At 65.6% G+C, this 25,490-nt stretch carries 21 protein-coding genes; 14 read left to right on the forward strand and 7 right to left on the reverse strand.

Annotated features, from left to right (window positions below):
- Window positions 1–21 precede the first annotated feature (21 nt).
- Window positions 22–342: an Mpo1-like protein gene (locus tag FAZ95_RS13305; protein WP_137332888.1), complete on the forward strand. Its 321-nt coding sequence runs from the start codon at window positions 22–24 to the stop codon at window positions 340–342.
- Window positions 343–374: 32 nt separating this feature from the next.
- Here the strand turns inward: FAZ95_RS13305 and FAZ95_RS13310 are convergent, their stop codons facing one another.
- On the reverse strand, window positions 375–1,685 hold the full coding sequence (locus FAZ95_RS13310; protein WP_137332889.1) for a YihY family inner membrane protein: 1,311 nt from the start codon (window positions 1,683–1,685) through the stop codon (window positions 375–377).
- A 192-nt stretch (window positions 1,686–1,877) separates the two neighbouring features.
- Here FAZ95_RS13310 and wrbA point away from each other — a divergent pair, with 192 nt between their 5' ends.
- The 4 genes from wrbA to FAZ95_RS13330 are packed head-to-tail and all read left to right on the forward strand — an operon-like array spanning window position 1,878 to window position 5,252.
- On the forward strand, window positions 1,878–2,480 hold the full coding sequence (wrbA, locus tag FAZ95_RS13315) for an NAD(P)H:quinone oxidoreductase (RefSeq protein ID WP_137332890.1): 603 nt from the start codon (window positions 1,878–1,880) through the stop codon (window positions 2,478–2,480).
- A gap of 17 nt (window positions 2,481–2,497) precedes the next feature.
- Entirely contained in the window at window positions 2,498–2,905 is a 408-nt protein-coding gene (locus tag FAZ95_RS13320; RefSeq protein WP_137332891.1) for a DUF2069 domain-containing protein, read from the forward strand.
- 29 nt (window positions 2,906–2,934) lie between these two features.
- Entirely contained in the window at window positions 2,935–4,371 is a 1,437-nt protein-coding gene (locus tag FAZ95_RS13325) for an FAD-binding oxidoreductase (protein WP_137332892.1), read from the forward strand.
- A gap of 53 nt (window positions 4,372–4,424) precedes the next feature.
- Window positions 4,425–5,252, forward strand: coding sequence for a metallophosphoesterase (locus FAZ95_RS13330; RefSeq protein ID WP_137332893.1), 828 nt, complete (start codon window positions 4,425–4,427; stop codon window positions 5,250–5,252).
- Between the two features lie 2 nt (window positions 5,253–5,254).
- Here the strand turns inward: FAZ95_RS13330 and FAZ95_RS39295 are convergent, their stop codons facing one another.
- Together FAZ95_RS39295 and FAZ95_RS13335 are read right to left on the reverse strand one after the other, a co-directional pair.
- A complete protein-coding gene (locus FAZ95_RS39295; protein ID WP_175425592.1) occupies window positions 5,255–5,401 on the reverse strand; it encodes a hypothetical protein in 147 nt (48 codons plus the stop codon).
- Between the two features lie 156 nt (window positions 5,402–5,557).
- The gene (locus FAZ95_RS13335) at window positions 5,558–6,496 is read right to left on the reverse strand and encodes a LysR family transcriptional regulator (protein WP_137332894.1); all 939 of its coding nucleotides are present in this window, start codon (window positions 6,494–6,496) and stop codon (window positions 5,558–5,560) included.
- 156 nt (window positions 6,497–6,652) lie between these two features.
- Between FAZ95_RS13335 and FAZ95_RS13340 the strand changes: the two genes are divergently transcribed.
- Genes FAZ95_RS13340 through FAZ95_RS13355 form a run of 4 tightly spaced genes read left to right on the forward strand, consistent with a single transcriptional unit; the run spans window position 6,653 to window position 11,616 of the window.
- Window positions 6,653–8,302, forward strand: a complete 1,650-nt coding sequence (locus FAZ95_RS13340) for an efflux transporter outer membrane subunit (RefSeq protein ID WP_137332895.1) — start codon at window positions 6,653–6,655, stop codon at window positions 8,300–8,302.
- A 12-nt stretch (window positions 8,303–8,314) separates the two neighbouring features.
- Complete coding sequence (locus FAZ95_RS13345) at window positions 8,315–10,540, forward strand: FUSC family protein (RefSeq protein ID WP_137332896.1); 2,226 nt, start codon at window positions 8,315–8,317, stop codon at window positions 10,538–10,540.
- On the forward strand, window positions 10,530–10,730 hold the full coding sequence (locus FAZ95_RS13350) for a DUF1656 domain-containing protein (RefSeq protein ID WP_137332897.1): 201 nt from the start codon (window positions 10,530–10,532) through the stop codon (window positions 10,728–10,730). Before FAZ95_RS13345 ends, FAZ95_RS13350 begins: the two co-directional genes overlap by 11 nt.
- A 28-nt stretch (window positions 10,731–10,758) precedes the next feature.
- The gene (locus FAZ95_RS13355; RefSeq protein WP_137332898.1) at window positions 10,759–11,616 is read left to right on the forward strand and encodes an efflux RND transporter periplasmic adaptor subunit; all 858 of its coding nucleotides are present in this window, start codon (window positions 10,759–10,761) and stop codon (window positions 11,614–11,616) included.
- Window positions 11,617–11,634: 18 nt separating this feature from the next.
- Here the strand turns inward: FAZ95_RS13355 and FAZ95_RS13360 are convergent, their stop codons facing one another.
- On the reverse strand, window positions 11,635–13,311 hold the full coding sequence (locus FAZ95_RS13360; protein WP_137332899.1) for a methyl-accepting chemotaxis protein: 1,677 nt from the start codon (window positions 13,309–13,311) through the stop codon (window positions 11,635–11,637).
- Between the two features lie 436 nt (window positions 13,312–13,747).
- Between FAZ95_RS13360 and FAZ95_RS13365 the strand changes: the two genes are divergently transcribed.
- Window positions 13,748–15,007 (forward strand): MFS transporter, encoded by a 1,260-nt coding sequence (locus FAZ95_RS13365; RefSeq protein ID WP_137332900.1) that lies wholly within the window; start codon window positions 13,748–13,750, stop codon window positions 15,005–15,007.
- A 132-nt stretch (window positions 15,008–15,139) separates the two neighbouring features.
- Here FAZ95_RS13365 and FAZ95_RS13370 read toward each other — a convergent pair whose 3' ends face one another.
- Window positions 15,140–16,006: an N-acetylmuramic acid 6-phosphate etherase gene (locus FAZ95_RS13370; RefSeq protein WP_254699695.1), complete on the reverse strand. Its 867-nt coding sequence runs from the start codon at window positions 16,004–16,006 to the stop codon at window positions 15,140–15,142.
- Between the two features lie 343 nt (window positions 16,007–16,349).
- On the opposite strand from FAZ95_RS13370, the gene FAZ95_RS13375 reads away from it, so the two are divergent.
- A complete protein-coding gene (locus FAZ95_RS13375) occupies window positions 16,350–18,245 on the forward strand; it encodes a propionate--CoA ligase (protein WP_137332901.1) in 1,896 nt (631 codons plus the stop codon).
- An 18-nt stretch (window positions 18,246–18,263) separates the two neighbouring features.
- Here FAZ95_RS13375 and FAZ95_RS13380 read toward each other — a convergent pair whose 3' ends face one another.
- Both FAZ95_RS13380 and FAZ95_RS13385 read right to left on the reverse strand, forming a co-directional pair.
- Window positions 18,264–19,049: a 5'-methylthioadenosine/adenosylhomocysteine nucleosidase gene (locus FAZ95_RS13380; RefSeq protein WP_137332902.1), complete on the reverse strand. Its 786-nt coding sequence runs from the start codon at window positions 19,047–19,049 to the stop codon at window positions 18,264–18,266.
- Complete coding sequence (locus tag FAZ95_RS13385) at window positions 19,049–21,421, reverse strand: UvrD-helicase domain-containing protein (protein WP_137332903.1); 2,373 nt, start codon at window positions 21,419–21,421, stop codon at window positions 19,049–19,051. The genes FAZ95_RS13380 and FAZ95_RS13385 overlap by 1 nt, the downstream gene beginning before the upstream one ends.
- 212 nt (window positions 21,422–21,633) lie before the next feature.
- Between FAZ95_RS13385 and FAZ95_RS13390 the strand changes: the two genes are divergently transcribed.
- The 3 genes from FAZ95_RS13390 (at window position 21,634) to FAZ95_RS13400 (ending at window position 25,486) form a co-directional block, all read left to right on the forward strand.
- Window positions 21,634–21,981, forward strand: coding sequence for a hypothetical protein (locus FAZ95_RS13390; RefSeq protein ID WP_137332904.1), 348 nt, complete (start codon window positions 21,634–21,636; stop codon window positions 21,979–21,981).
- Between the two features lie 48 nt (window positions 21,982–22,029).
- Window positions 22,030–22,518 carry a hypothetical protein gene (locus FAZ95_RS13395; protein WP_137332905.1) on the forward strand — a complete coding sequence of 163 codons (489 nt, stop codon included), beginning with the start codon at window positions 22,030–22,032 and terminating at the stop codon, window positions 22,516–22,518.
- A 100-nt stretch (window positions 22,519–22,618) separates the two neighbouring features.
- Window positions 22,619–25,486, forward strand: coding sequence for a valine--tRNA ligase (locus FAZ95_RS13400; RefSeq protein WP_137332906.1), 2,868 nt, complete (start codon window positions 22,619–22,621; stop codon window positions 25,484–25,486).
- The last annotated feature ends 4 nt before the right edge of the window (window positions 25,487–25,490 follow it).

Raw genomic sequence — 25,490 nt, forward strand, 5'->3', positions numbered from 1 at the left:
CAAGGAGCAAAGGAGGCGACGATGGCTCACACTGCTCAAACCGATCACTTTGCGAGTTTCGCGGAGTTCTATCCGTTTTATCTCGGGGAGCATCGCAACGTCATGTGCCGCCGCCTGCATTTCATCGGTTCGCTGGGCGTGATCGGCTGCCTCGCGATGGCGATCTCAGCCGGCGACTGGCTCTGGCTGCCGGCCGCCATCTTGTGCGGCTACGGCTTTGCGTGGATCGGCCACTTCGCCTTCGAGAAGAACCGCCCTGCCACCTTCCGCCACCCGCTGTACAGCCTGATGGGCGACTGGGTGATGTTCAAGGACATCTGCGTCGGGAAGATCTCGCTGTAGCGAGCCGAGTCTTACGACGAGCCAAGCCGGCGTTACAGTCCCGCCGCCTGGTGCGGCAGCGCTTGCGTTGCGCCGGTGTCGTCTACGGCGACCGTTTCGCTCGCCTTGCGTGCCGCCAGCAACGTCGCGAGAGAAATGTCGAGCTTCTGGTTGTCGAGAGCGCCGAGCAAGCTCGAACAATCGACACGCGTCGGAGCGAGCCGCAATTGATATTCGAGTTCGGCGCGATCGATGACGAACAAATCGAACAGCCGTCCAACGGTAATCTGCGACGGGTTCGCGAGCAGCACGTAACGCGCCAGCCGGCCGTCGTTCTCGAGACGCGCCACCCATTCCCGCTTGCTGAGTTGGGCGATGAGGTCGGTGGCGGTGTCCATGTCGCAGCGGAGCATGCGCGCAAGCTCGGTTACGGTGTGACCAGGTTGGCCCGCCTCGCGCGCTTCGTCGAGACGCGCGAGCAGCTCTAGCGCGTCGAGCAGATCGCCGCCCGGATAGCGCTGCCGGTGAAACTGGCCGATGCGTATCGCAGGCAGCGCCGATGCGATCATCGCGCCCGCAAGCGTGATGAACCAGCACAGGTACATCCACAGCAGGAACATCGGCACGGTCGCGAAGGCGCCGTACACGGCCGTGTATGTCGGAATCCGGCGAACGTAAAAGCCGAAGCCGCGCTTCGTCAATTCGAACGCGATCGCCGCGCAGATGCCGCCGACCGCCGCATCGCGCCATTGCACGACGCAATTCGGCATGTAGACGTAGAGCATCGTGAACGCGAGCGCCGTGAGCGGCAGCGCCGCGCCGGTCAGCGCCCAGTCGATCAATGCCGAGACGCGCAAGCCGGCAAAGAACGGCGAGCGCGTGAACAAGTACGACGAGATCGAAAGACTCACGCCGATCAAAAGCGGCCCGAGCGTGACGATCGACCAATAGACGAGCACGCGCTGCGCAAGCGGCCGCGGCTTGGTCACACGCCAGATCACGTTGAATGCCGACTCGACCGTCATCATCGTCATCACCGCCGTGACGAAGAGCACGATCATCCCCATCGTCGTGAGGCCCTTGGCCTTCGTCGCGAACTGGTTCAGATACTTGAAGATCTGGCTGTTGATCTGGTCGGGCATCAGGTGGTCGGCGAGGAACCCCTGCAGCGAAGCCTGGAACGACGAGAAAATCGGAAACGCGGTAAAGAGCGCGAACGCGACCGTCGCGAGCGGCACGAGCGCAAGCATCGTCGTGAATGTGAGGCTGCCGGCCACTTGCGGAATACGGTCTTCGCCGCTGCGCTTCGCAGCGAACTGCGCAAGACGTTTGATCGTATCGAAATCCAGACTCAGCTTCGGCAAAAACCTTCTCCTATTTGGCGCCGGGCACCAGGCAACGGGCACCTCAGCCTCCTATAATAGCCGCTCATCGATAAGTGCCCCTAGCGCTGTCGCAACGCGCCAGCCCCCCAGGGGGACCTCCTACGGGGTGGGAAACGGGCGGAAAAAACGGGCGGAAAACTTGAGGCGGCCCGGCGGTTTCTTGAGAGGTTTATGAAAGACGTTCTTGTACTTTATTACAGCCGCCACGGCGCCACGCGCGAGCTGGCGCTCGCGATCGCGCAAGGCATCGACAGCGTCCCCGGCATGCAGGCGCGCATCCGCACCGTGCCGCCCGTCTCGACCGTCTGCGAGGCGACGCAATCCGACATCCCCGCTGACGGCCCGCCTTACGCGGAGCTTCGCGATCTCGAGGAGTGCGCCGGTCTCGCGCTCGGCTCGCCGACCCGCTTCGGCAACATGGCCGCTTCGCTCAAATACTTTCTCGACGGCACCACGCCCCAGTGGCTGTCGGGCGCGCTCGCCGGCAAGCCGGCCTGCGTGTTCACGTCGACGGGCAGCCTCCACGGCGGGCAGGAAACGACGCTGCTGTCGATGATGCTGCCCCTCCTCCATCACGGCATGCTGATCATCGGCATCCCTTACACCGAGAGCACGCTCACCACGACACAAAGCGGCGGCACGCCTTACGGCGCCTCGCATCATGCGCGTGCCGGTTCCAGCGAAGGCGGCATCTCGGCTGACGAGAAGACGCTTGCGGTCGTGCTCGGCGTGCGCGTCGCGCGAGCCGCGGCCCAGCTCATCGAACGCGTGTAAGCGCAGCGGAATCCTCGATGCAACCCATCGCACCCGCGACGCAGACCGTGCCCCAAGTGATCCCGCGCCGCGGCTTCGCGCAAGGCGCGGCGCTTTCGCTCATCGCTTTGATCGCGCTCGCGATCGTCTGGGAGGGCTGGCTCGCGCCGCTGCGCCCGGGCGGCTCGGCGCTCTTGCTGAAGGCCGTGCCGCTCCTGTTGCCGCTCTTCGGCGTGCTCAAGCGCCGCGTCTACACGTTTCAATGGGCGTCGATGCTGATCCTCCTCTATTTCGCCGAGGGCATCGTGCGCGGCATGACCGACGGCGGGCTCTCCGCGCGACTCGGATGGATCGAGGCAGCGCTCGCCGTGATCTTCTTCATTTGCGCGCTGGGCTACGTCGCCCCGTTCAAGCGCGCGGCTCGCGCGGCCCGGCGCGGCACGTGACTAGCGTGACTATTACGAAAGAAACACCCATGACCGACTCCGCCAACGCATCCCACCAGGCTTTCGTCGCGGCGTGCCGCGACGCGATCGGCGCAGCCCACGTGCTGACCGACGCGCACGACACCGCCTCCTATCTGACCGACTGGCGCGGCCGCTACAACGGCGCCGCCTGCGCTGTTCTACGGCCTGCCAATACTCAGGAAGTCGCGTCGGTCGTGCGCCTCGCCGTCGAGCATCGCGTCGCGCTCGTTCCGCAAGGCGGCAACACCGGGCTCGCAGGCGGCGCGACGCCGGACACGAGCGGCGCGCAAGCGGTCGTGAGCCTCGGGCGCCTGAATCGCGTACGCGCGCTCGATCCGCACAACAACACGATCACCGTCGAGGCCGGCGTGATCCTCGCCGACGTCCAGACACGCGCGCAGGAGGCCGACCGGCTCTTTCCGCTGTCCCTGGCCGCCGAAGGCAGCTGCACGATCGGCGGCAATCTCGCGACAAACGCGGGCGGCACCGGCGTGCTGCGCTACGGGAACGCACGCGAGCTGTGCCTCGGCCTCGAAGTCGTGACGCCGCAGGGCGAGATCTGGGACGGTCTGCGGGGCCTGCGCAAAGACAACACCGGCTACGATCTGCGCGATCTCTTCATCGGCGCGGAGGGCACGCTCGGCATCATCACGGCGGCCGTCATGAAGCTGCATCCGCAGCCGGCCGCGCGCGTGACGGCGCTCGCCGCGCTCGAATCGCCGCACGCCGCACTCGATTTCCTGTCGCTCACGCAGCGCTTCACCGGGCCGCTTTTGACCGGCTTCGAACTGATGTCGGAGTTCTGCCTGCGGCTTGTCGGCAAGCATTTTCCGCAGCTGCGCTATCCGTTCGACGCCCCGCATGGCCAGATCGTCCTGCTCGAGCTCTCCGACAGCGAAAGCGAAGCACACGCGCGCGCGATCTTCGAGCGGCTGATGGAAACCGCGCTGGACGAAGGGCTCGTCGCCGACGCCGTCGTCGCCGAAAATCTCGCGCAATCGCGCGCGTTCTGGGACCTGCGCGAACACATTCCGCTCGCGCAAGCCGAGGAAGGATTGAACATCAAGCACGACATCGCCGTGCCGATCTCGCGCATCGGCGCGTTCATCGACGAAACCGACGCCGCGATCGCACTGGCGATTCCGGGCGTGCGCATGGTCACGTTCGGCCATCTCGGCGACGGCAATCTGCACTACAACGTGCAAGCCCCGGAAGGCGGCGACGCAAGGGCCTTCCTCGCGCAACATCAAACGCCGATCAACCGGATCGTCTACGACAGCGTGCACAAGCACGGCGGCAGCATCAGCGCGGAGCACGGCCTCGGACAATTGAAAATCGACGAAGCCGCGCACTATAAATCGCCGGTCGAAGTACGGCTCATGCAGGCGGTGAAAGCGGCGCTCGATCCGCTCGGCCTAATGAACCCCGGCAAGGTGCTACGCTAAAGCATCGGCGGCAAGCCGTTCCCAATCGAAACCGACCGGCAGGAGATGCGTCCGTGAAAATCCGCGTGTTGTCCGATCTGCATCTCGAATGCGACGAGCCCGAGGTGATTGCTCACGCGGGCGCGGATCTCGTCGTGTTGGCCGGGGACATCCACAACCACGCGGAAGGTCTGCGCTGGGCCGCCGAGACGTTCGACGCGCAAGTGCCGGTCGTCTACGTGCCCGGCAATCACGAGTACTACGACGGCGAATTCGGTGCGCTGGAGGCGGCGATGCGCGACGCGGCCCAATGCGTCGACAACGTGCACTACCTGAACAACGGCGCGCTGATCGACCCGGATGGCCGCTGGCGCGTGCTCGGCACGACGCTATGGACGGATTTCGCGCTGTTCGGCGCGACCGATGACGAGCGCGCGCAATCGATCGCCGCGGCGGAAAAAGTCATGCTCGATTTTCGCGGGCTGATTCAGGTGGCGTGGCCCGGCACCGGCACCGATGCGACCATGATAAGCGCCGGCGTCCCGCGCGATTTCACGCCGGCCGACACGCTCGCGCTGCACCGCCATGCGCGCGCATGGCTCGAGGCGGAACTGGCAAAACCATTTAGTGGAAAAACGATCGTCGTCACGCACCATGCGCCGCATCGGCTGAGCCTTGCGGCGCGTTACGCGAACGATTTGGCGTCGGCGGGATTCATCAGCGACCTGCAGGCGCTGGTACGCGAGCCGGTCGCGCTGTGGATTCACGGACACACGCACACGGCGTTCGACTACACGGTGAACGGCACACGTGTCGTCTGCAATCCGCGCGGCTACGTCGACCGCCGGACCCGGCGTCTGGAGAATCCGGATTTCGCTTGGGACAAGGTCGTCGAGATCTGAGCTTATCGCGTCACGCGCTTGGCCACGCGACGCACGGGAACCAGCATGAGCTGCGGCACGAATTTCAGGCGGCGCAGCAAGTCGCGCGACGCGGCGATTCCGATCAGACCGAACATGACGGCAACGCCGATCAGCACATGCGTATCCATGGGGTCCCTTCTTTCGATGTGTAGGCAGTCACGACACGGTAGCAAATCGACTGACGGCGAGACGTAAAGAAATGTTGCCGCACGGCCATTCTGTAACAGCCATTGATCGGCGGCCCGTTGCACGGTAGGCCGCCGCGGAATTCATCCCAGCGCCACTCAAGTCCGGGCAAACTGGCGCAGCGCCGCCTGATCGGCCGCGAGCGTCGCGGGCAACTCTTCGCGCAGGAAATCGACCCAGGTGCGGATCTTCGCGTCGAGGTACTGGCGCGACGGATACAGCGCATAGACATTCATCGGCTGAGACGTGTACTCGGGCAAAATCCACACGAGCTCGCCGCTCTTGAGCCATTGAATCGCCGAGTAGGTCGGCAGGACGGAAATGCCCATGCCTTCGCACACCGCCACCGCCATCGCCTCGGCGACGTTGACCTGGAACGTCGACGGCGGCAGGGAGAAGGTCTCCTGGCCGTTGGGGCCGTCGAAGGTCCATTTGCCGGCCGTGAGCGTCGGCGCAACCATGTGCAGGCAGACATGATGTTCGAGATCCGCTGGAACCTTCGGCACGCCGCGCGCCTCGAGATAGGACGGCGCCGCGCATGCCACGCTGAATGCGCTGCCGAGACGGTGCGAGACGAGCCCCGAGTCCGGCAAGTCGTAGCCGAGCACGAGCGACACGTCGTAGCCTTCGTCGAGCAGGTCGGGAAGGCGATTCGAGAGCGTCAGGTCGATATCGACATCGGGATAGCGCTGGCGGTAGCGGCCGATGGCCGGCACCACGCAGTGCATGCCGAAGCTGCTCATCGCGTGCATCTTGAGCTTGCCGGACGGATGCGCGTGCGCGTCGCTCGCCTCGGCCTCCGCCTGGTCGACGTAGGCAAGAATCTGCTCGCAGCGCTGCAAATAGCGCTCGCCGGCTTCGGTGAGCGCGATGCGGCGCGTCGTACGGTTCAGGAGCCGCGTGCGCAGATGCGTTTCCAGGTCGGATACGGCCCGCGACGCGTAAGCGGTCGTCGTGTTCAAGTGCTGCGCGGCGGCCGTGAAGCTCCCCGCTTCGACGACCCGGACGAATACGCGCATGTTTTGCAGCGTGTCCATACTATCCCTTCTTGAGTTCTGGTCGATTGTTACACAAACTGAAATATCGACTATCTCAATTTCCGTAAAGAACCATTACATTTTTACTTGTTATTCGATAATCTCGCAAAAAATATAATTCATACCAGGTATATATACTCATTTAAGGAGAAAATCGTGCAGTCTCCGGTAGCGAAAGGAAGCGTTGCGCTCGCCTTTCTTGCACTCTCAATGATAATCGCCGGATGTGCCAGTACCGGAGGCATTGCACCGCAAAGCAAGGCGGCCGACGCGTCGTCGTTCGATATCGGCAACGCGGTGCGCGCCGCCGACGCCAATGCCCAATGGCCCGCCGCCGACTGGTGGCGCGCCTACGGCGATCCGCAATTGAACTCGCTCGTCGACGCTGCCCGCGCGGGCAGCCCGACGCTCGCGGCCGCGCAGGCGCGCGTGCGCTCGGCGATGGCGCTGGCAGGCCGCGCCCAGGCGGCCCTGGCGCCGCAGGTCAACGGCAGCCTGTCGGTGGAGCGCCAGCACTGGGCGGACGACCCGCTTTTTTACGGCCCGGGAACGCTTGCGAACACGAACAGCTGGAACAACACCGCGAGCATCGGCCTCTCCTATCACCTCGACCTGTGGGGCGCCGACAAGAACGCGCTCGAACGCGCGCTCGACGCCGCCCACGCGCAGGCCGCCGACGCGCGCACCGCGCAGCTCGAACTCGAAGTCAACGTCGTGCGCGCGTATGTCGATTTGTCGAAGAACTACGCGCTGCTCGATATCGCGAAGCAAGTGCTCGAACAGCAGAAGCAGCTGGCGGCGCTCGCGCACCGGCGTCTCGCGGGCGGCCTCGGCACCCAGCTCGAAGTGAGCCAGACCGAGGCGCCGCTCCCCGAATACGAGCGGCAGATCGATGCGCTCGATGAATCGATCGCGCTCGACCGCAATCAGCTCGCCGCCCTGGTCGGCAAGGGCCCGGGCGCGGGCGACTCGATCACGCGGCCCACGCTGTCGCTGGCGATGCAGGCCGGCCTGCCGTCCACGCTGCCGGCCGAACTGATCGGCCATCGCCCGGACATCGTCGCCGCCCGCTGGACCGTGGCGGCGCAGGCGCGCGGCATCGACGTCGCGAAGGCCGCGTTCTATCCGAACATCAACCTCGCCGCGTCGCTTGGCGGCTACGCGACGGGCGGCCCGCTCTTCCAGTTCCTGAATTCGGCAAACGGCAGCTGGACCGCCGGGCCCGCCCTGTCGCTGCCGATCTTCGACGGCGGCGCGCGGCGCAGTGAGCTCGGCGCGGCGGCCGCGGGCTACGACCTCGCGGTCGAGAACTACAACCAGACGATCGTCGGCGCGTTGAAGGACGTCTCCGACCAGGTCGTGCGGATTCGCTCGCTCGCCACGCAGGAACAGGACGCGCAGCGCTCCGTGGCGGCGGCCAAGAAGAGCTTCGATCTCTCGCGGGAAGGCTATCGGCGCGGGCTCACCGACTACGTCAACGTGATCGTCGCCGAATCGCAATGGCTCAATGCGCAGCAAGGCGTCGCGCGCACCCAGGCCGAGCAGCTCGTCGCGCACGCGTCGCTGATGGCGGCGCTCGGCGGCGGGCTCGACGATCCGGCGAACGGTCCGAGCGCCGCCGATACGCTGCCGGGCCACACGACGGCCGCGCAACGGGCGGTGTCGACGGTGGCGGCGGCCGTTTCATCGACAGCGGCCAAGGCCGCCAATGCACTGGCCGGCAATCCGGTGGCCGGCACTCCGGTGTCGCCCAGTCCGCAGCAGGCGCCCGCGGCCGCGCCGGCCGCTCCTGCCCCCGCACAGTAAGGCGCGCCAGCCATGTCCGCCCCCTCTCCCTCCTCGTTACAGCAAGCGCCGCGCACGCTTCGCGACTGGTACGCGATCTTCAGCGATTGGGCGCGCACCGACGGCGCCACGTGGATCTATGTCTTCAAGGCGCTGCTCGCGGCGTTCCTCACGCTGCTGATCGCGATGCGGCTCGAGATGTCGCAGCCTAGGACGGCGATGACGACCGCCTTCATTGTGATGCAGCCGCAAAGCGGCGCGGTGCTCGCCAAGAGCTTTTACCGGTTCTGCGGCACGCTGATCGGGCTCGTCGCTACCCTGACCTTCGTCGGGCTCTTCGCGCAGCAGCCCGAGCTGTTCATGGTGACGCTCGCGCTCTGGGTCGGCATCTGCACGGCCGGCGCCGCGCGCAACCGCAACTTCCGTTCTTACGGGTTCCTGCTCGCCGGCTATACGGCGGCGCTGATCGGCCTGCCCGCGGCGCAGGCGCCGAGCGGCGCGTTCCTGTCGGCGCTCACGCGGGTGTCGGAGGTCTCGCTCGGCATCGCCTGCGCGGGCGTCGTCAGCGCGCTCGTGTTCCCGCAGACCGCGGGCGAGCAGATGCGCACCACAGTGCGCGCGCGCTATTCGGCGTTCGTCGAATATGTCCAGGCGACGCTCGCGGGCCGCACCGACCGCACTTACATCGAGCAAACCAGCACGCGCTTTCTCGTCGATATCGTCGGCTTCGAGACGATGCGCAGCCTCGTCCAGTTCGAGGGCCCCGACTGGCGCCTGCGCACCGGCCAGCTCTCGCGCCTGAACAGCGAGTTCATGACGGCGTCGACGCGCTTTCACGCACTGCATCAGCTGATGAACCGCCTGCGCGGCGCCGGGGCCAACGACGCGATCGCGGCGCTCGAGCCGTATTTCAGGGAGATCGCGCCGCTCTTGAGCAAGAAGTCAGGCGAGCCGGTCCTGAGCGCCAGCGACGCGGGCCATGCGGCCGAGCAACTCGAGGCGTACAAGGCCACGCTGCCGGGCCGCGTGCGCGAGCAGCGCGCCACCCTCGAAAACCAGCCCGATTTCCCGCTGCTCGATTTCGACACGGCCTCCGAGCTGCTGTACCGCTTCATCGACGACATGTTCAAGTACTCGCGGACCTATGCATCGCTGGCGTCGTTCGAGGCACAGCCGCGCGAGCGCTGGATCGAACACTACGAGCCGAAGACCAACTTGGTCGCGACGCTCGTGGCCGGCGTGCGCGGCGCGATCGTCATGGGCGTGCTCAGCTGGTTCTGGCTGCGCACGGCCTATCCGAGCGGCACGATGCTCGTGGCGACGGCGGCGGCGATCTGCGCGCTGGCCTCGTCCTCGCCGAACCCCACGCGGACCGCGCTCCAGATGGGCATCGGCATCGCCGTGGGCGTCGTGGCCGCCTTCATCGCCGAATTCGGCGTCTATCCGCACATCGACGGCTTTCCCATGCTGTGCGTCGGGCTCGCCCCGTTTCTCGCGCTCGGCATCTACGTTTCGACGCGCCCCGGGTATGCGGGGTACGGCGCGGGCTACCTGATCTTCTTCTGCACGCTGGCCGGCCCGGACAACCTGATCAACTACGAACCGAGCGGTTTCATGAACGACGGCATTGCGCTCGTGATGTCGGCGCTGGTCGCGGCGATCGCCTTCGCGGTCCTGCTGCCGCCCGCGACGCCGTGGCTGCGCAACCACTTGGTCGCCGACTTGCGGCGCCAGGTCCTGTGGGCGTGCCAGGCTGGCCTCGAGCGCGTGCGCCCGCGGTTCGAGAGCGGCACGCGCGATCTGGCGTTCCAAGCGCACGCGCTTGCCGAAAACGAGCCCCAGGTGCGGCGCGACACGCTGGGCTGGCTCGTCGCGGTGCTCGAAGTGGGCAACGCGATCATCGACCTGCGCGAGGAGCTCGCGACGCTGCCGCGCGATCCGCGCTACGCCGCGACGATGCCGTGGCGCAAGACGGTCGCGAAGACGCGCGAAGCCATCACCTCGCTCTTCTCGAGCCCGGACGCGCAGCGCCTCGACGCCGCGCTCGCCTCGACCGGCGACGCGATCGCAGCCGTCCAGCAGACGCTCATCGCATTCGCGCCGCCGCGCGACGAGCGGCGTCAGCTGCAGCGCATCCTGAGCCACCTCCACTTCATTCGCACGGCGCTGCTCGATCCGGAGTCGCCGCTCGAACATTTCGTGGGCAAGCGCCAGCGCCCCGCCGCGGCACAACCATCGGGAGAGCACCATGCCTCGTGAAATCGCCGTTCTGGACGCCTACGTGCCGACCATCCTGCTTCTATGCGTAGTCGGCGCGGCCATCACCTGGGCACTCGACCGCGTCCTCGCCTGGACCGGCCTCTACCGCGTCGTCTGGCATCCCTCGTTGTTCCGGGCGAGCCTGCTCGTCTGTATCTGCGGCGTGCTGGGGCTCGCCGTCTACCGTTGAATCATCAAGCGCTGATTAGAGTCACATCATGACCATCCGAAAAATCTTCGGCTTTCTCGCGACCGCCGTCATCTTCGTCGTCGCCATCCTGATCGGCCACAAGCTGTGGGTGTACTACATGGACGAACCGTGGACCCGCGACGGCCGCGTGCGCGCCGAGATCGTCAACATCGCGCCGGACGTCTCGGGCTATGTCGTCGAGCTGCCGGTGAAGGACAACCAGTTCGTCAAGAAGGGCGACCTCCTGATGCTGATCGACCCGGCGCACTATCAGATCGCGGTCGAGCAGGCGCAGGCCGCGGTCGCCGCGCGCAAGGCCGAATTGCAGATGCGCCTCGACGACGCCAAGCGCCGCGCGGACATGGACAGTCTCGTCGTGTCGAAGGAAAGCCGCGAGAACGCGTCGCACACCGCGTCGAGCGCCGAGGCGCAGTACCAGCAGGCGATCGCCGCGCTCGACGCGGCCAAGCTCAACCTCGAGCGCACGCGTGTCGTGGCGCCGGTCGACGGCTACGTGACCAACCTGAACGTGTTCAAGGGCGACTATGCGACGACCGCCTCGCCGAAGCTCGCGATCGTCGACAGCCATTCGTTCTGGGTCTACGGGTATTTCGAGGAAACCAAGCTGCAGCGCGTGAAGATCGGCGCGAAGGCCGAGATGCGGATGATGGGCGGCGGCGTGCTGAAGGGCCACGTCGAAAGCATCTCGCGCGGCATCTACGATCGCGACAATCCCGCGAGCCGCGACCTCGTCGCCGACGTGAACCCGACCTTCAACTGGGTGCGCCTCGCCCAGCGGGTGCCGGTGCGCATCCATATCGACGAAGTGCCCGACGGACTGGTGCTGTCGGCGGGCACGACGTGCACCGTGGTCGTGAAGCCCTGACCCGGTGCTAACCAGGCGTTAGCGCAGCCTGAACTTCCCGACGAGGCGCTTGAGCGCCTTCGCCTGATCGTCGAGCGAGCGCGCGGCGGCCGTCGCTTCCTCAACGAGCGCCGCGTTCTGCTGCGTGCCCGAATCCATCTGCGTGACGGCCTGATTGATCTCTTCGATGCCCGCGCTCTGCTCCGACGACGCCGCCGAGATCTCGCCCATGATGTCGGTCACGCGCTTCACGGCCTTCACGACTTCGTCCATCGTCTGACCCGCGTCCTGCGCGAAGTGCGAGCCGTTCGCGACGCGCTCGAGCGACGCGTTGATCAACCCCTTGATCTCCTTGGCCGCCTGCGCGCTGCGCTGCGCGAGGTTGCGCACCTCGCCCGCGACCACCGCGAAGCCGCGGCCCTGCTCGCCCGCGCGCGCCGCCTCGACCGCCGCGTTCAGCGCGAGGATGTTGGTCTGGAACGCGATCCCTTCGATCACGCCGATGATGTCGCCGATGCTCTTCGCGCTGTCGCTGATCTCGCCCATGGTCGAGACCACGCGCGAGACGACCTCGCCGCCCTTCTCCGCGATGTCCGACGCGTTGTTCGCGAGCGTGCTCGCCTGCTTCGCGTTGTCGGCGTTCTGCTTCACGGTCGAGGTCAGCTGCTCCATGCTGGCCGCGGTCTTCTCCAGCGACACGGCCTGCATTTCCGTGCGCTGCGACAGATCGAGGTTGCCCATCGAGATCTCGCCGGCCGCCGACGCGATCGCCTCGGCGCTCGCGGTGATCTCGCTGACCGTCTCCGAGAGGCCCACCTGCATGTCGCGCAACGCGACGAGCACGCTCGATTTGTCGTTCTTGGCAAGCGTGATCGGATGCGAGAGGTCCCCCGCCGCGATGTGGCTGGCGATGTTCTTTGCGTAGGCCGGCTCGCCGCCGAGCTGCTTCGTGAGCCTGCGCACGACCCATTCGCCGATCAAGAACGCCACGACGAAGAGGCCGATCGTCATCCCCGCGATCATCACGAACGACGACTTGAAGATGAACGCCGACGCTTCGATCGTCGCCTTCGCCGCGGTACCGCGCGATTCGACGAGCTCGTCGACGAGCTTCTCGAGCTTTTCGGTTTCGACGAGCAGCGACACGTCCTGCGTGCCGACCTGCCAGTTCATCTGCGACAGATCGAGCGGCTGCGCCTTCACGAGCGTCACGAACGCGCGCAGGTGGTCGCTCCAGGCCGACACGGCCGCAGCCAGCTTCTTCTGGTGGGCCAGCGCGTCGGCATCGGACGAGTCGGTGTATTGCTGCAGCATCGACAGTTCGCCGGCGATCGCGGCGAGCCCCTTGTCGACATCGCCGCCGAGATCGTCGCGCTCCTTGGCGGTGGTCGCCGTGAGCAGCTGCTTCTGGGCGCGGCTCGCGCGCAGCACGTTCGCGCGCACCTCTTCGGCCGCGCGGCTCGCGACGTGCCCCTGGTCGTAGATCGATTGCGTCGAGCCGTTCAGACGGCTGATCTGCGTGAGCGAAAAGACGCCGATGGCGAGCGTGCCGGCGAGCAGCACGGCGAACGCCAGCCGCAGCGTCGCCTTGACCGACAAGCTATTGAGCCTGCTTGGCGCCGAGCGCTTCTTGCTGTCGCTCGAACGGCCCCCTGCCGACTCGTCATCCGGTACGAACCCCGCGCCCGAACGGCGGCCCAGCGAAACTGCCTTCATAGATATCCCCGCTTTTTTCAAAACGAGCCGCCGGACCGGTGGGTCCGGAGCACGGCTTAGCTTGCCCGGGTCAACGGCATTTGGACGTGGTTCCTTTAGCGTCGTGCGCCCTGATGTAAACCCGGCCCGGCAGCGTCGGCGTGGTCTGTCGCCGCGCGCCTCGGACGGTTTATAACCGGACAAAAATCGCGCGCGCACACGGCGTCAAGGAAGGTAAGAACCTGTCGCGCCCCGCTGACACTCGCTTGACGGCCGCCGTTTCGCACGCTTTCGGTGCAGGCGAGCCTGTCCGTCTCGTGCCGATCATGTCCGAATCACGACAAAACTTGTCCTTACATTTCACACGCGCCACATTACACTGCTTCGGAAGTTCACCGTGCGTTGCCCGCTCCGGCTCGGCGCATGCCCCGTCCACCTTTCAACCGCCGTCCATCCAATGGAAACGAGCCTCGACAAACGTGCCCTCGCCGGTTCCGCCCCCGGCCAAGCCGGCGCATCGGCGCAGCCCGCCGTCGCCAAAGTTCAGCGCACCGTCTATTCGGTGCTGGGCGCGATCAGCTTCGCGCACCTGCTGAACGACATGATTCAGTCGCTGATTCTCGCGATCTATCCGATGCTGAAGGCGAGCTTCTCGTTGTCGTTCGGGCAGATCGGCCTCATCACGCTGACCTATCAGATCACCGCCTCGCTGCTGCAGCCGCTCGTCGGCTACTTCACCGACAAGCGTCCGCAGCCCTACTCGCTGCCGATCGGCATGGGCTTCACGCTGACGGGGCTCGTGCTGATGTCGGTCGCGCCGAACTTCGGCGTGCTGCTCGTCGCGGCGGCGCTGGTCGGGTGCGGATCGTCGGTGTTTCATCCGGAATCGTCGCGCGTCGCGCGCATGGCCTCGGGTGGACAGCACGGGCTCGCGCAGTCGCTGTTCCAGGTCGGCGGCAATGCCGGTTCGTCGCTCGGCCCGCTGCTCGCGGCGCTGATCGTGATTCCGCACGGACAGCGCAGCATCGCGTGGTTCTCGGTCGCGGCGCTCGTGGCCATCGTCGTGCTCGCGCAAATCGGCCGCTGGTACAAGCGGCACCCCGCGACGAAGAAAGCGAAGAGCGCGCACGCCGCGCACCACGCGCTGTCGCGCAACCGCGTGATGCTGGCGATGAGCGTGCTCGTGCTGCTCGTGTTCTCGAAGTACTTCTATCTTGCGAGCATCAACAGCTATTTCACGTTCTATCTGATCGACAAGTTCCACCTGCCCGTGCAGGCCGCGCAGATCCACCTGTTCGTGTTCCTCGCGGCGGTGGCGGCGGGCACGATCATCGGCGGGCCGGTCGGCGACCGGATCGGACGCAAGTACGTGATCTGGGTGTCGATCCTCGGCGTCGCGCCGTTCACGCTGCTGCTGCCGTACGCGAACCTGTTCTGGACCAGCGTGCTGACGGTCGTGATCGGGATCGTGCTGGCGTCGGCGTTCTCGGCGATCCTGGTTTATGCGCAAGAACTCATTCCCGGCAAGGTGGGGATGGTGGCCGGGCTGTTCTTCGGTTTCGCGTTCGGGCTGGGCGGCGTCGGGGCTGCCGTGCTCGGCCAGCTCGCGGACGCGACGAGCATCGCGTTCGTGTACAAAGTGTGCTCGTTCCTGCCGCTGATCGGCATCCTGACCGTGTTCCTGCCCGACGTCGAAGGCAAGCGCGCGAAGGCTTGAGCCGCGCTCGTCATTCATCGCTCCAAGCAAAAGCGCCGCAACTGCGGCGCTTTTGCTTTTGGAGTCCAGTGCCCGCACACGCTAGCGCATCGGCACTTGCACAGGATTCCTTTTCATTACCGGCAGCTTGACTCACTTGGCGATGGCCCGCCGCACGCTGCCGTCGACCGCGGCCAGTTGCGATTCCGCCTCCGTCACGCCGATGCCGCGCTTTAACGCGACGATGGCCACCTTGACCTGAAAGCCGCACGACTCCAGCGTGCGGCGAGCCAGTTCATCGGACGCGCCGGTGGCATGGGTGGTCAGGTTGACCGAGCGGTGAATGAGCTTGGCGCTGGTCGGCCGCAGGTCGACCATGAGGTTGCCGTAGACCTTGTTCAGCCCAACCATCAGGGCGCTCGAAAAGCTGTTGAGCGCGATCTTCTGCGCGGTTCCGGCCTTCAGACGCGTGCTGCCCGATATCACCTCGGGACCCGTGTCGAGCACGATGCCGATATGCGCTTCGGTCACCACCGACGCGTCGGGATTGTTCGCAAGACCGATCGTGAGCGCGCCGGCACGACGCGCCGCGCGCAGCGCGCCAAGCACATAGGGGGTGCGGCCGGACGCGGCGATCGCCAGCACGACGTCGTTTGCCGCCGCCTTGACCGACAGGATGTCGGACGCCCCCTGGCGCTCATCGTCCTCCGCCCCTTCGATCGACTCCCCGATCGCTCTCGATCCGCCCGCCATCAGCGCAATCGCCCGATGTTTCGGCCATGAGAACGTCGGATACAGCTCCACCGAATCCATCAGCCCGAGGCGACCCGAGGTCCCGGCGCCGACGTAAATCAACCGGCCTCCGTCACGCATCCGGGGAAGCGCCTGTCGGACCGCCTCGGCCAGCTTCTCCCGACTGTCCCAAACCGCCTTCAACGCGTTGCGCTGGTCCTCGATCAGGACGTCGATCAGGTCATCGGCCGAATAGAGATCGAGCTCCGTGTGCAGCGGATTCGGCATTTCAGTCTTCGTAACCATGGCGAATGTCCTGGTCAAACCGGCATCGGCCATTCCAGGTTACGCCAAATCGATGACAGCATGGCGGACGAATGCCCCTCCGGAAACGCATCCGGAGCCCCGCTGGGCAAGCCGCGCGGGCAACCGCGAAGGCGCTGGCTCGGAATCTGCAGCACGGTCATGGTGAACCCGGGTTGTGAGGCGTCGACTCCGGGTCCTATGCTGTATTGCGGCACGTAATGAAGCACCTGCGGAAACACCTGCCGAAGCGCTCGGCGCACCAGCGCGACGCCCCGCAGTCGCCGTTCGAGCACCGCCCCGCCAACGTCCCCGAGGATCGCCGACCATGACCCGCTACCGCGATTTCCATCGCCGCTCGATCGACGCCCCCGCTGAGTTCTGGCGTGCCGAAGCCACGCGCATCCATTGGGAGACGCCGTTTCACACGGTGCTCGACGCCAGCCGTCCGCCCTTCACGCGCTGGTTCGTCGGCGGCCGCACGAACCTGTGCCACAACGCGCTCGACCGCCATCTCGCCACGCGAGGGCAGCAGGATGCGCTCGTGAGCGTATCGACCGAGACTGGCATCGAACGCCGCTTCACGTATGCCGAGCTGTACGACGAAGTGAACCGCATGGCGGCGGTGATGCGCTCGCTCGGCGTCGCGCGCGGCGAGCGCGTCCTGATCTATCTGCCGATGATCCCCGAGGCCGTGTTCGCGGTGCTCGCCTGCGCGCGGCTCGGCGCGATCCATTCGGTGGTGTTCGGCGGTTTTGCCGCGGCGAGCCTCGCCGCGCGCATCGACGACGCGAAGCCCGCCCTGATCGTCACCGCCGACGCGGGCGCGCGCGGCGGCAAGGTGATCGACTACACGCCGCTCGTCGACGAAGCGCTCGCGCGTGCCGAGCACAAGACCGCGCGCGTGCTCCTGATCGACCGGCAGCTCGCGCCCGAGCGGCTGTCCGCGAGCTATCTGGTCGCGTACGAGCCGCTGCGCGAGCAGTACTTCAACGCTCACGTGCCGTGCGAATGGCTCGAATCGAACGAATCGTCGTACGTGCTTTACACGTCGGGCACGACCGGGCGGCCCAAGGGCGTGCAGCGCGACGTCGGCGGCTATGCGGTCGCGCTGGCGGCATCGATGGAGTACATCTTCGAAGGACGCGCGGGCGACACCATGTTCACCGCGTCGGACATCGGCTGGGTGGTCGGCCACAGCTACATCATCTACGCGCCGCTGATCGCCGGGCTCACGACCGTGCTGTACGAAGGCACGCCGGTTCGGCCGGACGGCGGCATCTGGTGGCGGCTCGTCGAGCAGCACAAGATCAACCTGATGTTCACGTCGCCGACTGCGCTGCGCGTGTTGAAGAAGCAGGACCCGGCGTTGATGAAGGCTGCGGATCTGTCGAGCCTGCGCGCGCTGTTCCTCGCCGGCGAGCCACTCGACGAGCCGACTGCCGCGTGGATCCAGGACGCGCTCGGCAAGCCCGTCGTCGACAACTACTGGCAGACCGAAACGGGCTGGCCGATCATCGCGATCCAGCGTGGCGTCGAGGCGCTGCCGCCGAAGCTCGGTTCCCCGGGTGTGCCTGTGTACGGCTACAACCTCGCGATCCGCGACGCGGGAAGCGGCGAGCGCTGCGGCCCCGGCGAGAAAGGCGTCGTCACGCTCGGCTACCCGCTGCCGCCCGGCTGCATGACGACGGTCTGGGGCGACGACAAGCGCTTCGTCGACACCTATTGGTCGGAGATGGCGGGCGAGCCGGTCTATTCGACGTTCGACTGGGGGATTCAGGACGACGACGGCTACGTGTCGATCCTCGGGCGTACCGACGACGTCATCAACGTCGCGAGCCATCGCTTCGGCACGCGCGAGATCGAAGAGGCGCTATCGAGCCATGCGGCGGTCGCCGAGGTAGCCGTGGTCGGCGTAGCCGATGCGGTGAAGGGACAAGTGCCGCTCGCGTTCGTCGTGCTGCGCGATGCGCAAGCGGCCGCAGCGCCCGACGATCGCAGCAAGCTCGAAGCGGCATTGCTGGCGACCGTGGACCGCTATTTGGGCGCCGTCGGACGTCCGGCCCGCGTGCATTTCGTCGCGATGCTGCCGAAGACGCGCTCCGGCAAGCTGCTGCGCCGCGCGATCGCGGCGCTGGCCGAAGGCCGCGATCCAGGGGATTTGCCGACGATCGAAGATCCGGCGGCGCTGCAGATCCTGCGCTCGGTGCTGGAAGGCGGTTGAGCGCACGAGGCGCGCGGCTCAAGCCCGCGAGCGCGCCTCCAGAAACCGCCGCAAAATCCCCGACGAATACGCGTGCGCAATATCGGTGAGAAACGACGTGAAGGACGCGGTCGCATGGTCGTCGGCGGTGTCGGAGATGGTCCGCACGATCGCGCACGGCACGTCGTGCTCGTAGCAGACCTGCGCAATCGCCGCGCCTTCCATTTCGACCGCAAGCGCGTCCGGCAGCGCGGCGCGCAATGCGCCGACTTCCTCCGAGCTCGACACAAACCGGTCGCCGCTGATCACGAGCCCGCGATGCACGCGCGCACCGTGCAAGCGGAAGCGCTCGGCGAGCGCCGCGCCTTCGTCGGCGACGAAGCGCTCGCACGCAGCGGCGAGTTCATCGGCGAGTTCGGCGTAAGCGGCAAAGTGCGTCACGCCAAGCAGCGGCACTTCATAGCGGGGGAACAGCGGCGACGCATCGAGATCGTGCTGCAGCAGCGCATTCGCGACGACGACATCGCCGACGCGCACCTGACTCCCCACGCCGCCCGCGACGCCCGTAAACACGATCGCATCGACATCGAACACGTGGATCAGTGCGCTCGCCGTCGCCGCGGCCGCGACCTTGCCGACGCGCGCGAGCGTCACGACGCACGGCACGCCGTACACGGTGCCCACGTGATAATCGCGCCGGCCGACCGTCACGGTGCGCAACTCACCGTCGGCGCGCATCGCATCGACGAGATCGCCCAACTCCTGCGGCAACGCCGCCAACACGCCCAGCGGCCGTTGCTTGAATGCCATCGTTTCCTTGCTCATTATTCGACCGCCTGCAATTTGGCGACAGCCAGCGCGAGCCACTTCTCGCCGTGCCGCTTGAACCTGACTTGCGCGCGCGCGTCGGCGCCGTTGCCTTCGAGCGCCGTCACCGTGCCCTCTCCGAATTTCGTGTGAAACACCGCCTGGCCGACCTTGAAGCCCGTGTCGGCGGCACGCTGCGTATTGGCGAACGCGGGTAGCGGCGCCTGATCGACAGCGGCACCGGCATAGCTTTCCTGGCGATCGGGACGCGCGAACCAGTCGCGGCCCCAGCCCGCGTTGTCCGAGCGGCCGCCCCAGCGCGCCCCCGCCTCGATTTTGGGCGTGAGCCACTTGAGCGTCTCCTGCGGCAGCTCGTCGAAAAAGCGCGAGCGGATGTTGTAACGCGTCTGGCCGTGCAGCAGCCGGCTCTGCGCAAACGACAGATAGAGCCGCTCTTTCGCCCGCGTGATCGCGACGTACATGAGCCGCCGCTCCTCCTCGAGCCCGTCTTGCTCGAGCGCGCTGTTCTCGTGCGGGAAGAGTCCCTCTTCCAGCCCCGTAATGAAGACCGCCGTGAACTCGAGCCCCTTCGCCGCATGCACCGTCATCAATTGCACGGCGTCCTGGCCCGCTTGCGCCTGATTGTCGCCCGCTTCGAGCGAGGCGTGCGAGAGGAAGCCCGCGAGCGGCGTCATCGTGTCGGGGTTCTGCGCGGGGTCCGTGATGCTGGCCGGATCGAGCACCACGGCGGACGGATCGCCCGGCACCGCTGCGATCTCGGGCGCCGAAGTGGCGCCGGGCCGCAGCGGGATCGAGCGCGCCGGCGTGTCGAGCCCATAGCCCTCTTCGCTGACGAACGCCGCGGCCGCGTTCACGAGTTCCTGCAAGTTCTCGAGGCGGTCCTGGCCTTCGCGCTCGTTCTGATAGAAGTCGGCGAGACCGCTCGCGCGCACCACGTACTCGACCGTCTCCGGCAGGCTCATCTGCTGCGTCTCGGCGCGCATCTTCGCGACCAGGTTCGCAAATGCGCCGAGGCTCGAGCCGGCCTTGCCGGTCACGTAAGGAATCGCCGCCGCCATCGAACAGTTGTAGAGACGCGCCGCGTCCGCCAGCTGCTCGATCGAGCGCGCGCCGATGCCGCGCGCCGGGAAATTGACGACGCGCGCGAACGCGGTGTCGTCGTTCGGGTTGTCGATGAGGCGCAGATACGCGAGCGCGTGCTTCACTTCCTGGCGCTCGAAGAAGCGCAAGCCGCCGTACACGCGGTACGCGATGCCCGCATTGACGAGCGTGTGCTCGATCGTGCGCGACTGCGCGTTGCTGCGATAGAGCACCGCGACCTCGCCGCGTGCGAGCCCCGTGTTGATCAGCGCCTTGATCTCCTCGACGATCCAGCCGGCTTCCTGCGAATCGGTGGCCGCCTCGTAGACGCGCACCGGCTCGCCGTGGCCCGCGTCGGTGCGCAGGTTCTTGCCGAGCCGCCGCGAATTGTTGGCGATGAGCTGGTTGGCCGCGTCGAGGATATGGCCGTGCGAGCGGTAGTTCTGCTCGAGCTTGATCAGGTGCCGCACCTTGAATTCGTGCTCGAAGTCGCGCATGTTGCCGACGTTCGCGCCGCGAAACGCATAGATCGATTGATCGTCGTCGCCGACCGCGAAGATCGCGTTCGGGTTGGCGTTCAAGTCGCCCGCGAGCATCTTGAGCCACGCGTACTGGAGCTTGTTGGTGTCCTGGAACTCGTCGACGAGGATGTGCCGGAAGCGCGCCTGATAATGCGCGCGCAGCGGCGGGTTGTGCGCAAGCAGCTCGTAGCAGCGCAGCAGCAGCTCCGGGAAGTCGACGACGCCTTCGCGCTGGCACTGCTGCTCGTACGCCTGGTAGAGCTCGACGAACTTGAGATTGAAGCTGTCGGACGCATCGACGTGCTCCGGCCGCAGCCCCTGTTCCTTCGCGTTGTTGATGAAGTACTGGAGGTTTTTCGGCGGATATTTCTCGTCGTCGACGTTCAGGCCCTTCATCAGACGCTTGATCGCGGACAGTTGATCCGCGGTATCGAGAATCTGGAACGTGGCGGGCAGCCCCGCGTCGCGGTGATGCGCGCGCAGCATCCGGTTGCATAGGCCGTGGAAGGTGCCGATCCACATGCCGCGCGTGTCGATCGGCAGCAGCGCCGAGAGGCGCGCCATCATCTCGCGCGCGGCCTTGTTCGTGAAGGTGACGGCGAGCACGGTGGCGGGCGACGCGAGCCCATGCTGGATCAGCCACGCGATGCGCGTGATCAGCACGCGCGTCTTGCCGCTGCCGGCCCCGGCCAGGATCAGCGCGGGTTCGTTCGGCAGCGTGACGGCGGCATGTTGTTCGGGATTCAGATTCGCAAGCAATTCGGGCATGGGAGAGCGAGGTAATGGCAAGGCGTGGCGGCCACGAAGGCGCGCGTAGCGTGGTGCGCGATGTCGAGTCGGACATTATAAGTCCCGGGCAAGTCAGCGACGTCCGCCAACCATAGGGGTGGATATCGCGCTCGCTGACGCGCGATCAACACATAGATGTGTGTTACACATAATTATGTGCTAAATTTATCCCATCAAACGGGAGTGCCATCATGGCGGAAACGGTCAATTTCACGGGTTCGGTCGATCGCGACCTGCTCAAGCGTGCAAAGATCCTCGCGGCAAAAACGGATACCTCGGTCAATGCGCTGTTCAACGCCGAGCTGCGCTATCTCGTCGAGACCTTCGAGGCGGCGGAGGCGAGTGGTAATCAGAATTTCCGGACGCTGCTCGATTTCTCGCTTGGCCGCGTTCACGATCGGAAGGCGATGGACGCGCTCGGCATCGATAGCGACGAAGACTTGTTCCTGCTGATGGCGCAAGCGCACTTGCCAATGCCGCGCCTGCCGGACGACGAAACGCGTCGCATGGCTGACGATTTGAACTCGCTCCTCAAATAACGGATGGCCGCCCCCCCGACAATCGCCCTGCTCCCGGACGCCGGGCCTTTGATCACGCTCGCTTACGCCGATGCGCTGGATCTGTTGCTCAAACCGGACTGGCCCGTCGAAATCGTCGACATGGTGCTGCACGAAGTCACGCGCAACCAGACGCCGACGAGCGAGCGCATTGCACAATGGGTCCGCGAGAACCGCATTGCTGTCATCGAAACCAAAATCCATCGCCATTACACGCAGACAATCGCGGCCTCGTCACCCGCTTCGCCGCCCAGAAAATCGAATCTTGGCGAACAGGCGATTCAGGAGGCGATGAACGACTTGAGTCTGTCGCCCGGGAAAGCGGGTGTCTTCCTCTTCGAGGACCATAAAATCGCACGCGCAAGCTTCCTGCTTCCCGACAACTGCCGCAAAGTATCGACGCGCGCGTATCTGCTGTTTCTCGAAGATCGCGGGTTGATCGAGTCCGCAGCAGAAACCGAACGGCGCGCGATTCTCGCCGGCCGCTCGTTCTCGCAACTCCGCTTCCCGCCCGATTAGCGCCCCGCCATTGCCCCTCGCGGCCCTCCGGCCCCATCGACCCTTTATAATCGAACGTTTCGACGTATCTTTTCACGCATTTTTCGGCAGATTCCCCACCATGAGCGACACCACGCTTGCGAAGAGTTTCGAACCCCAGACCATCGAGGCCCAGTGGGGCCCGGAATGGGAAAAACGCGGCTACGCTGCGCCGGCTTTCGTGGCCGGCGTCAAGGACTTCTCGATCCAGCTGCCGCCGCCGAACGTCACGGGCACGCTGCACATGGGCCACGCGTTCAACCAGACGATCATGGATGGCTTGACGCGCTATCACCGCATGCTCGGCGAGAACACGATGTGGCTGCCCGGCACCGATCACGCGGGCATCGCCACGCAGATCGTCGTCGAGCGCCAGCTCGATGGAGAAGGCGTGTCGCGCCATGATCTCGGCCGCGAGACATTCGTCGAGCGCGTGTGGGAATGGAAACAGCAGTCGGGCTCGGCGATCACGAGCCAGGTGCGCCGCCTCGGCGCGTCGATCGACTGGTCGCGCGAATACTTCACGATGGACGACAAGATGTCGGCGGTCGTGACCGACGTCTTCGTGCGGCTCTACGAGCAGGGCCTCATCTATCGCGGCAAGCGGCTCGTGAACTGGGACCCGGTGCTGATGACCGCCGTGTCCGATCTCGAAGTCGCGAGCGAGGAAGAAAACGGCCATCTGTGGCACATCCAATACCCGCTGTCCGACGGCAGCGGTCATCTCACGGTCGCGACGACGCGTCCCGAGACCATGCTCGGCGACGTCGCCGTGATGGTCCATCCGGAAGACGAGCGCTACGCGCACCTGATCGGCAAAACGGTGAAGCTGCCGCTCGCGGACCGCGAGATCCCGATCATCGCCGACGACTACGTCGATCGTGAGTTCGGCACCGGCGTGGTGAAGGTCACGCCCGCGCACGATTTCAACGACTACCAGGTCGGCCAGCGCCATAAGCTGCCACAGATCGAGATCCTCACGCTCGAAGCAAAGATCAACGACAACGCGCCCGCGAAGTACCGCGGCCTCGATCGTTTCCAAGCGCGCAAGCAAGTGGTCGCCGATCTCGAAGCGCTGGGCCGGCTCGAATCGGTGAAACCGCACAAGCTGATGGTGCCGCGCGGCGACCGCACGAACGTCGTGCTCGAGCCGATGCTGACCGACCAATGGTTCGTCGCGATGAGCAAGCCGGCACCCGAAGGCACGTTCAATCCGGGCAAGTCGATTGCCGAAACGGCGCTGAACGTCGTGCGCAGCGGCGAGATCAAGTTCGTGCCGGAAAACTGGACAACGACTTACTACCAGTGGCTCGAAAACATCCAGGACTGGTGCATCTCGCGGCAACTTTGGTGGGGCCATCAGATCCCGGCGTGGTACGGCGAAAACGGCGAGGTGTTCGTCGCGAAGACCGAAGCCGACGCGCGCGCGCAAGCCGACGCGAAGGGCTACACCGGCGCGTTGAAGCGCGATGACGACGTGCTCGACACGTGGTTCTCGTCGGCGCTCGTGCCGTTCTCGTCGCTCGGCTGGCCGAACGAGACCGAGGAGCTGCAACACTTTCTGCCGTCGTCCGTGCTCGTCACGGGCTTCGACATCATCTTCTTCTGGGTCGCGCGGATGGTCATGATGACCACCCACTTCACGGGCAAGGTGCCGTTCCACACGGTCTACGTGCACGGCCTCGTGCGCGACGCCGAAGGCCAGAAGATGAGCAAGAGCAAGGGCAATACGCTCGACCCGATCGATATCGTCGACGGCATCGATCTCGAATCGCTCGTCGCGAAGCGCACCACGGGGCTCATGAATCCGAAGCAGGCCGCGACGATCGAGAAGAAGACGCGCAAGGAATTCCCGTCGGGCATTCCGTCGTTCGGCACCGATGCCTTGCGCTTCACGATGGCGTCGATGGCGACGCTCGGCCGCAACGTCAATTTCGACCTCGCGCGCTGCGAGGGCTATCGCAACTTCTGCAACAAGCTCTGGAACGCGACGCGCTTCGTGCTGATGAACTGCGAAGGCCACGAGTGCGGCTTCGACAAGCCCGAACTCTGCGGCGCAGGCGACTGCGGTCCCGGCGGCTATCTCGACTTCTCGCAGGCGGACCGCTGGATCGTGTCGCTCCTGCAACGCGTCGAAGCCGAAGTCGAAAAGGGCTTCGCCGACTATCGTTTCGACAATGTCGCGAACGCAATTTACAAGTTCGTGTGGGACGAATACTGCGACTGGTATCTCGAACTCGCGAAGGTACAGATCCAGAACGGCACGCCCGAGCAGCAGCGCGCGACGCGCCGCACACTGCTGCGCGTGCTCGAAACGGTGCTGCGCCTCGCCCACCCGATCATCCCGTTCATCACCGAAGCGCTCTGGCAGAAGGTCGCACCGCTCGCGAAGAGCTACCCGGCAGGCGCAGCGGAGGGTGCCGCGTCGATCATGGTGCAGCGCTATCCGATCGCCGAGCCGAAAAAGATCGACGAAAGCGCCGAGCGCTGGGCGTCCGAGCTGAAAGCGGTCATCGACGCCTGCCGCAATCTGCGCGGCGAAATGAATCTGTCCCCGGCGACGAAAGTGCCGCTCCTGGCAACCGGCAACGCTGAACAATTGCGCACGTTCGCCCCATACGCGCAAGCGCTCGCCCGTCTTTCGGAGGTCAAGATCATCGCCGACGAAGCGACGCTCGACGCCGAAGCCCATGGCGCGCCGATTGCCATCGTCGGCGGCGACAAGCTCGTGCTGAAGGTCGAGATCGACGTCGCGGCGGAACGCGAACGTCTTGGCAAGGAAATTGCTCGCCTGGATGCGGAGATCGTCAAGTGCAACGCGAAGCTCGGTAATGAGGCTTTTGTCACAAAAGCCCCTGCCGTAGTTGTGGAACAGGAACAGAAAAGGCTGTCAGAATATCGTGACACCATTGCCAAGCTGAGCGCTCAACTCTCGCGGCTCCCCGCGTGAACTT

The organism is Trinickia violacea (assembly GCF_005280735.1).
GTDB lineage: Bacteria > Pseudomonadota > Gammaproteobacteria > Burkholderiales > Burkholderiaceae > Trinickia_A > Trinickia_A violacea.

Coding starts and splice junctions, on each gene's coding strand:
- FAZ95_RS13380 (WP_137332902.1), bottom strand. CDS start 19,049: ATGAGCAAGGAAACGATGGCATTCAAGCAACGGCCGCTGGGCGTGTTG.
- FAZ95_RS13355 (WP_137332898.1), top strand. CDS start 10,759: ATGACCATCCGAAAAATCTTCGGCTTTCTCGCGACCGCCGTCATCTTC.
- FAZ95_RS13335 (WP_137332894.1), bottom strand. CDS start 6,496: ATGGACACGCTGCAAAACATGCGCGTATTCGTCCGGGTCGTCGAAGCG.
- FAZ95_RS39295 (WP_175425592.1), bottom strand. CDS start 5,401: ATGGATACGCATGTGCTGATCGGCGTTGCCGTCATGTTCGGTCTGATC.
- FAZ95_RS13375 (WP_137332901.1), top strand. CDS start 16,350: ATGACCCGCTACCGCGATTTCCATCGCCGCTCGATCGACGCCCCCGCT.
- FAZ95_RS13365 (WP_137332900.1), top strand. CDS start 13,748: ATGGAAACGAGCCTCGACAAACGTGCCCTCGCCGGTTCCGCCCCCGGC.
- FAZ95_RS13360 (WP_137332899.1), bottom strand. CDS start 13,311: ATGAAGGCAGTTTCGCTGGGCCGCCGTTCGGGCGCGGGGTTCGTACCG.
- FAZ95_RS13390 (WP_137332904.1), top strand. CDS start 21,634: ATGGCGGAAACGGTCAATTTCACGGGTTCGGTCGATCGCGACCTGCTC.
- FAZ95_RS13385 (WP_137332903.1), bottom strand. CDS start 21,421: ATGCCCGAATTGCTTGCGAATCTGAATCCCGAACAACATGCCGCCGTC.
- FAZ95_RS13400 (WP_137332906.1), top strand. CDS start 22,619: ATGAGCGACACCACGCTTGCGAAGAGTTTCGAACCCCAGACCATCGAG.
- FAZ95_RS13370 (WP_254699695.1), bottom strand. CDS start 16,006: ATGCCGAATCCGCTGCACACGGAGCTCGATCTCTATTCGGCCGATGAC.
- wrbA (WP_137332890.1), top strand. CDS start 1,878: ATGAAAGACGTTCTTGTACTTTATTACAGCCGCCACGGCGCCACGCGC.
- FAZ95_RS13350 (WP_137332897.1), top strand. CDS start 10,530: ATGCCTCGTGAAATCGCCGTTCTGGACGCCTACGTGCCGACCATCCTG.
- FAZ95_RS13345 (WP_137332896.1), top strand. CDS start 8,315: ATGTCCGCCCCCTCTCCCTCCTCGTTACAGCAAGCGCCGCGCACGCTT.
- FAZ95_RS13325 (WP_137332892.1), top strand. CDS start 2,935: ATGACCGACTCCGCCAACGCATCCCACCAGGCTTTCGTCGCGGCGTGC.
- FAZ95_RS13305 (WP_137332888.1), top strand. CDS start 22: ATGGCTCACACTGCTCAAACCGATCACTTTGCGAGTTTCGCGGAGTTC.
- FAZ95_RS13320 (WP_137332891.1), top strand. CDS start 2,498: ATGCAACCCATCGCACCCGCGACGCAGACCGTGCCCCAAGTGATCCCG.